4 protein-coding genes are annotated in these 7474 nt (G+C 35.7%); all 4 read right to left on the reverse strand.

Annotated features, from left to right (window positions below; genetic code table 11):
* Positions 1-111 precede the first annotated feature (111 nt).
* Genes greB through gmtY form a run of 4 tightly spaced genes read right to left on the reverse strand, consistent with a single transcriptional unit; the run spans position 112 to position 7335 of the window.
* Entirely contained in the window at positions 112-582 is a 471-nt protein-coding gene (gene greB, locus AAEY55_RS17700; RefSeq protein ID WP_013466105.1) for a transcription elongation factor GreB, read from the reverse strand.
* A 21-nt stretch (positions 583-603) separates the two neighbouring features.
* Entirely contained in the window at positions 604-1227 is a 624-nt protein-coding gene (gmtX, locus tag AAEY55_RS17705; protein WP_013466106.1) for a gamma-mobile-trio protein GmtX, read from the reverse strand.
* Between the two features lies 1 nt (position 1228).
* Positions 1229-6034, reverse strand: a complete 4806-nt coding sequence (locus AAEY55_RS17710; protein ID WP_024599666.1) for a VPA1269 family protein — start codon at positions 6032-6034, stop codon at positions 1229-1231.
* On the reverse strand, positions 6031-7335 hold the full coding sequence (gene gmtY, locus AAEY55_RS17715) for a gamma-mobile-trio recombinase GmtY (protein WP_016900090.1): 1305 nt from the start codon (positions 7333-7335) through the stop codon (positions 6031-6033). Before gmtY ends, AAEY55_RS17710 begins: the two co-directional genes overlap by 4 nt.
* Positions 7336-7474 lie beyond the last annotated feature (139 nt).

Below are 7474 nucleotides of genomic sequence, written 5' to 3' on the forward strand. Positions count from 1 at the left end.
TCGCTCAAAGCAGACTAACAGCTATATTCCAGAGGAGATTTTGATGACTAAAGTTCAGCGGTAATGCAGGAATATAAGCACTCTCTTTATAGCATAAGCTGCACTAGCTCTTTACTTATACTCAATTTTATTAATAAACCACTCTTTTACCCCAACTGGCGTTTTCACTTGAAACTCATCATCAACTTCCTTTTTTAGCATCGCTCTGGCCATAGGAGAGTCAATAGAAATGTAATCGTTACGACCATAGATCTCATCAGGGCCAACTATGCGAAAAGCTTTTGTTTCACCATCATCATTTTCAATCTCTACCCATGCCCCAAAGAAAACCTTGCCGGCTTGCTGAGGAGAGTAGTCAATAACTTTGACGGCTTCGATGCGCTTTCTAAGGAACCTAATTCGAGAATCTATCTGTCTAAGTAATCTTTTATTTTCTTTATAATCGGCATTATCTGAACGATCGCCAAGGCTAGCAGCCCAAGCTACTTTTTTTGTTATTTCAGGTCTGTAGTCGCGCCAAAGATAATTAAGCTCTTTATTTAGCTTGTCTAATCCTTCACGCGTTATTAGATCGGTATACAATTAGTTTGCCCCATCCCACTATTACAAATACTGCAATGCTTTTTTAACAGCATCTAAAGTTGCAACCGGGAGAAAATTATCTTTATCATTACTTGATAATATACTACCGTTTGGCCCCACTTCCAAACCTGCTCGGCGCATAAACTCTTTAGATATGAGGTATTCAAGAGCTTCTCTTTCTAAGTCAGTCAATTTTAAGTTTGGTGACGAAGACGACCCACCGTCATAAAATTCTATGACTTGATCAATCGGTACGATCTCCTTTACTAATTTTTCAGCTGCTAATTTTTGAGAGTAGAGAATGTTAGCTTGCAGCCTAACTACAGGGTCTTTTAATTTTTCTATCCAAGTGAAGCTTTTTCCTTTATTTAAACTAATAGTTGACTTATCAGGTTGTAAGCTTGAGTTTGCAAAACTCGCTATCAAGGTTCGGTATGGTTCTCCTGTCTTGTTACGTATACTTTGAGCTGCTGGAACACCACGACCTTTGCCAAGACGTGCAATAATAGAGTAACCAAATTCATTTAAGCCGCGTTCTTTTTGTTCTGTACAGACTTGAAAAATTGCATCTAATGAGCTTTGGACACGTGAAGATGTTTGCTTTTTAAGTTGTTCATGTACTGTTTTAGGCGATAATTCAGTCATGTTAATCTACCTGTTTTAGTGGTGTTGAACTTGCGAATAATGATTTAATATCCATCAAGGTCAACCTTTCTTTTTCTAAAAAGTCGTTTAAAGCTAAAGTACCGTTTATTAGCTTATCAAGCTTCTCCCAGCTTTGAAGTCTTGACAGCATAAGCTGTGTCATTTGGTTGCCAACCGCAAGCTGCTGCTTCTCTGTTAGAAAGATAAATTGAGGATTCATTCCATTGTTCAGCAACATCCTATCAAGAGCCTGGCTTCTCCGTGTAACTGCTAGTTCATCACTACAGCTATGATAAAGTTCAGCATTCTCACATACTTCTGAAAGTTGCTGAAAACTGCTAACATCATCGAGTTCAAAGCTAATTTCAAACTCATTAGGTACTATTAGCTGAAGCTTTGAATCCCCTTGTTGCTTATCGTTATTTATTACCTTTTGACAATTAGTCAGGTGCTTATGAAGCGAGTTCATATCAGCCATATATAAATCTAACTTTTTAGCTCTAGTTTCAATTTCCGAATTTAATTTGCGTCTGAGAGCTTGAAGTTGTTGCTTTTCATCTTCTAATTGCTGATTTTTTTGTTTATACAACTCATGTGAAATAACATCTACTCTACTAGCTGCATTATTTAGCTCTTCTTCTAAGCTTGTAAAGCGATATGATTGAGTGTTAACGGCTAGACTAACCTCATTAAAAAGTGCTGAAAGACCCATCATAAAAGCTGGACCTGTGACAAAAAACCTGCATTGAATACAATTTTGTTCACCTAGGTAACCTGCATTCACAGGGTGATATATATTTGCCTTTGTCGCAACTGCATCACCGCCTTCTCTACAGAACGCACCGCCAACAGGGCAGATTCCAAAGTCTTTAAACAGATAGCTAGAAGCAGGTCTACTATTGTTTAAAGTCTGCAGAAATTCAGGGTTGTTTCCAAGTAATTGCTTTTTACATTCTTCAATTCGTTGGGATTCAATAAAGCTTTTTAAAGTATCCGACCCATTGCTTAAGGCTTGTTTCTCACCAAGTTTCAGTTTTTCGCGAATATTAGCTCCCGTTTTATCACTTTTTAAGTAGTAAATCGACATCACAACAGATGAGTGGCCAACTAGCTTCATGATGACTTCGAGTGGCATACCAAACTCATAAACGTATGCATTAATTAAACTCACACGCATAGAGTGAGGAGTATATTCAGATTTAAATAAGCTAAGAGCAATGCCCTCTTGCTGCTCAAGTTGAAGATGACATTCTTTGAAACTTTTTCCAGCATAAGTTGCAGAAGTGAGTTGGTCTTTCGAAGCAAAAAATAGTGCTGCTGCAAGGCGGCTTGCTAAACGAGAGCCAAACAAACCAGGCTCTTCATTTTGATAACCTCTGAACAAAAAACAATTAATCCCTTTTTGTTTTCTCTGTACCTCATTTAAATTAGTTCGCCTACAATCAAACCACTTTGTTGGTTTTGAAATGGGGTTATACTTTTCTTGCCACTTTCTCAACTTAATGAGCCAATAAGCTAATTCGATTGGCATAAATGCTATGGTATAACCTTCACCACTAAAGTGAGTTTTATTCGAAGTATAATGGACACCAAAGTCATTATCTTTGGTTTTGTTTATCATACCTTGTTGTTTTGTTAGACCCGTTAACTTATTCCGATTTGGTTTCCAGATAATTGATCCATTTTTTATATCCGGCACTTCTGCATCTGCCTCACCCGAGTCACAATAAACAATTTGTCTTCCTCTTGCAGGTAACTGCATTAATGCATATGTATAAGTCCAGTATATTGGCAGCCAAAGGAATGTTTTATCTCCTTCCTGCCTGATAATACAATCAGGATCTGTAGTGTCAATAAGGGATAGGTCATTGATTTGAATCCAATCTGCTGAGGTTCTGTGGAGGTGTTTGAGATCTGAATAGTTAGTCTTATTTTGAATCTCATTAGGAGGAAATATCCACTCTCTAGCACTTTTTACAAACTGATAAGGCAAAGCTAATTTATTTGTTTCATTGAGTAAAACTGGTGCTATTTCATCATCAAAGTTAATTCGGGCAAAGGGGTTTCTTGCTCCTTTAATTCTAGAAATTTCTCCCGTTTCAGGGTCTTCAACAGTTAAAAAGTTAACAATAGTCCAATTTAAAAACTCATTAACTGAAAATAACCACTTTTTCTTACGTAAAACAGATTCCTCTTCAAATAAATCTAACATTGGTTGTATATTAGTTTTTTCTCTTATAAGGAATTCTAAAGGGGATACTTCATAATTGTTAGGTTCAATATATTCACGAACAAACTCACATAAATCTTTGACCTTTGTATCACCAGCTTTAGCAGATTTCAAAAATTCAACTATGAAATCTGCCCAAAATTTCCATTTTGGATCAAAATATTTAATTTGATATGGTCTATTTGTTCCAAGAAAATTATATGCGTTTGTCCAGCCACATGTTTTATAAGTCTCTTCTGGCGACGAAGGAATTCGCGGATCATGTAGTTTGGTGCGCATATCTTTATAATCTTTTAAAGTCTTACATTTATATTTTAATACTATTAAACGTAGTTCTTCATATGAATATGGCCGGGGGATATTTAATAAATCATACCAATCAACCCAATCTTCAAACTTTTTATCTGGCTTGGAAGGTAATTGTTTATATTTTTTTTGTACCTCCCGATACTGCTTCGAGTTACTAATATTAAGTATTTTGCATGCTTTTTTGAGTATTTCTAAGTTATCAACGATTTCAGGTAAGACAAAATCTTTCCAATTTGTCCAACTAGCAGAGTAATAGCTGTCAGGATTCTTAGGTAAGTACAAATCAGCTAAAGGACAGTTTTTATAATCGGCAAAACTAATAATATTTAAAGTTTGGATAATTTTCTTAGCATCTTCATAAGACTTAAAACTTTTCTTTTTCAATCCAAGAAACTCTATCCAATTTATCCAATCATCTGCGTATAAAGCAAAAGGTTTTACAGCTAAACGTGGATCTTCTTTATATCTGGCCTTGTATTCTAGCAAAGAGGATACTTTTAGTGCTTTCGCTGCATTATGAGCTTCTGTATAAGTGGGATAAAACTTGCTCGCTACTTTAAGAAAGTCTTGCCAAGACTCCCATCTATGGGTATAGATTTGTCGTGGAACTGATGGTAACTTCAAGTCTTTTTTATAGTTTTCTCGATATTCAGCAGCTGTTTTGATACCTAATTTAATAGCTGACTGCTGTGCCTCGTCATAGCTATGAAATTTAGGCGATTTTCCTAGAAAAGTATGCCAATTAATCCATTCTTTGCAATATTTTCCATCGGGCTTTGCTGGTAAGTTAGGATCTAAGTGATATTTACTTTTGTACTCTTTCAGGGAAGTGATATTCATTGCCTGCGTGGCTTGCATAGCTTCAATAAGAGTTAAATATTTTTCTTTCTTTGGAGTATTTAAAAAAATTTTCCAGCCAAGCCAGTCTTTTAAGTAAACTTGGTCTGGACAAGATGGGAGTTTTGGATCATCTAAACGTTTTTGTTTGTATTGAACTAATGTGGTGGCCCCTAGTTTTTTTACAGCAACTTTAGCTTCCTCATATGTCAGATAAAACTGTATAAGCTTTTTACCTAAAAAATCCCCCCAGTTTATCCAGTCTTCTTCATATACATTATCTGGTTGTGATGGTAGTTGAAAATCTTCTTTAAAACGTTTCTTATATTCGACGCTAGATTTAATTCCTAATGCTTGAGTGGCGCTCTTAGCATCTGCGTAAGAAGTATAAAATTTGTAAGTCTTATTTAAAAAGTGGGGCCAACCACGCCAACTTTTGGCATACTTTTTATTAGGCATACTAGGAAGCATTGGATCGTTGTGATAGTTCTCACGGTATTCAGTTACCGAAGTTATACCTAGTTTTAGAGCAGCTTTTTGAGCAAGCTCATAGCTCTCATAAAATTTTATATCTTTTCCTAGAAAACTAAACCAGCCAGGCCATTCATCTTTATATTTTCTAGTTGGTTTCGCTGGTAGCCTGGGGTCTTCTTTATAGCGTTTAACATATTCACTACTAGATTGAATCCCTAAAGATATAACTGCTTTTTTTGCAGAGCTTAAATCAAAGTAGGATTCATCAAATGTATTTAAAAAATGCTGCCAACCCTCCCACTCTTTAAAAAACACCTTGTCAGGGGAGAAAGGTAGTAGGGGATCATTCCTACGACACGAAATGTAGGCTTTTTGGGTCTTAATTCCAAGATCTATAACAGCTTTTTGAGCTAAGCTATACGAAGTATATACTTCTTTTTCCTTACCTAAAAAAGATTTCCACCCTTTCCATTCGCTTGAATAAGTTATTCCTGGGACCGATGGCAACTGTGGGTCTTGTTTATATTGTGCCATATATTGAGTACTTGTCGTGATACCCAATACACTCACTGCTTTTTCCGCGAGATCAATAGAGCTATAAAAGTTTTGATTAGTATCAAAAAAATCTCTCCAACCTTTCCAGTCATCTTCATAGTAAATATTTGGTGCACTAATTAGTAAAGGGTCTGATTTATATTGCCTCTTATACTCTCGCCTTGTAGTAACGCCTAGTGCTTGTATTGCTTTTTTAGCATCAGATAATGTAGCGTAAAATTCTTTTTTTGTGCCAAGAAAGCTCTCCCAACCTTCCCATTCATTTTTATAGATTTTATTGGGCGTATTAAATAGCAGCGGATCTTCTTTATATCTTAGTTTATATTCTTTGGAGGTTTTTACACCAAGCAATTGTGCATGTTTTTTGGCTAGTGCGTATTCTGGATAAAAGTACTTTTTCATATATCATTCTTTCTCATTATATTACGAATATCGGTATCATTAGGTTTCAAATAAACCAAACAACTGAAATTACTTTTATGGTGCATAGCTTTTTGTATCTCTAGCTGATTGAAGCCTGCTTGGTTTAAACTATATCCATAAGAATGCCGATGAGAATGTGGGCTAGTACCGAAGCACTTTCCAGCATCAAGTCCAATTCGCTCGACTCCACGTTTGTACTTTTGGATAAAGTTCTTTTTAGATTCAGGGTCTCCATTTGAGTTAGTGAAAAGGTATGGATGATTTCCAGTAATTCTTACTGCTAGATATTGTTCCAGTAACCAAGCCAGTTCTTTAGCCTTGTTATTTGGAAATATCATGACATCGAAAGAAAGATTTTTATTCGTTAATAGAGGCTGCTTCCATCCTGAATAAAGCCTATGAGAGCGTTGATATTCATTGCGTGGTTTTTGTCGAAAGCGAGTATTTAGATACTCGCGTCGATTGGAGAAACCTAGCTCTGGACTAGCTCCATCGCTTGGGTGAAAAACAGAAAAAATTGCCGTACTATTTTTAACATCAATAGTAATATCTCGAATATATATGTGAAAGCATTCAGATAATCTTAGTCCACCATAATGCATTAACATAACTATTAAGACGCAGCCAAAATCAACTTCTCGTGTTCGATGATTAAGAAACCCATACTTCAAGAAGCGCTGAAAGTGCTCTTCTGGAAATCGATTTACAGACTCAATAGATAGTAAATGATTCATTGGCCCTTGAATGCTTCGTATCATTTCGAATCTATTTTTAGATGGGTTACTCAGATGATTTAAAAAGCAATTCGATTCACGTTTATAATAAGCACACCAGCGCATTCGTTCTTCAGCTCTAGTAGCTTTTCTTAATGGGTTTAGGTTAGGAAGATCATATCCATAGATTTCATCAAGATAGTCACAATAACAATTAATATGACTCAATAACACATTAACATCTTCAACCTTTCGCGGGGACCAATACAAATTCGAGGGATCATTCTGAGAATCATCTATTGAGCCAAAGCAAAGAACGTCAACAAACGAACGTAATAGCTCAGTTGCTGATGTGAATGTACTTGAATGAGCATTCATAAACTTAAGCAGTTGCTCAACCGCAAACACATTTCGTTCAAGCCAAGACTGAGATTTATTACGTTTTGTATAAAGAAATCTAAGATGTGAAACTAATATACCTTTATCTGTTATGAGTACTGGCAAGCTAACAGCCAAGACAGATTGATTTGCTTTATAATCGACACGCCGTTTTAGAATATAAGCCAAAATACTAATCCAATAAGTTGTACTATTAAGTATATAGTTAGTGACACTAAGATAACTAGGTTTAGAGTATTTATATTGATTTAGCAAATTATATTACTTACTTAATGATAATTAGTATGCGAAACACAGTAGTACTAAT

This window comes from Pseudoalteromonas sp. 120-MNA-CIBAN-0494 (assembly GCF_040308885.1).
Taxonomy (GTDB): domain Bacteria; phylum Pseudomonadota; class Gammaproteobacteria; order Enterobacterales; family Alteromonadaceae; genus Pseudoalteromonas; species Pseudoalteromonas nigrifaciens.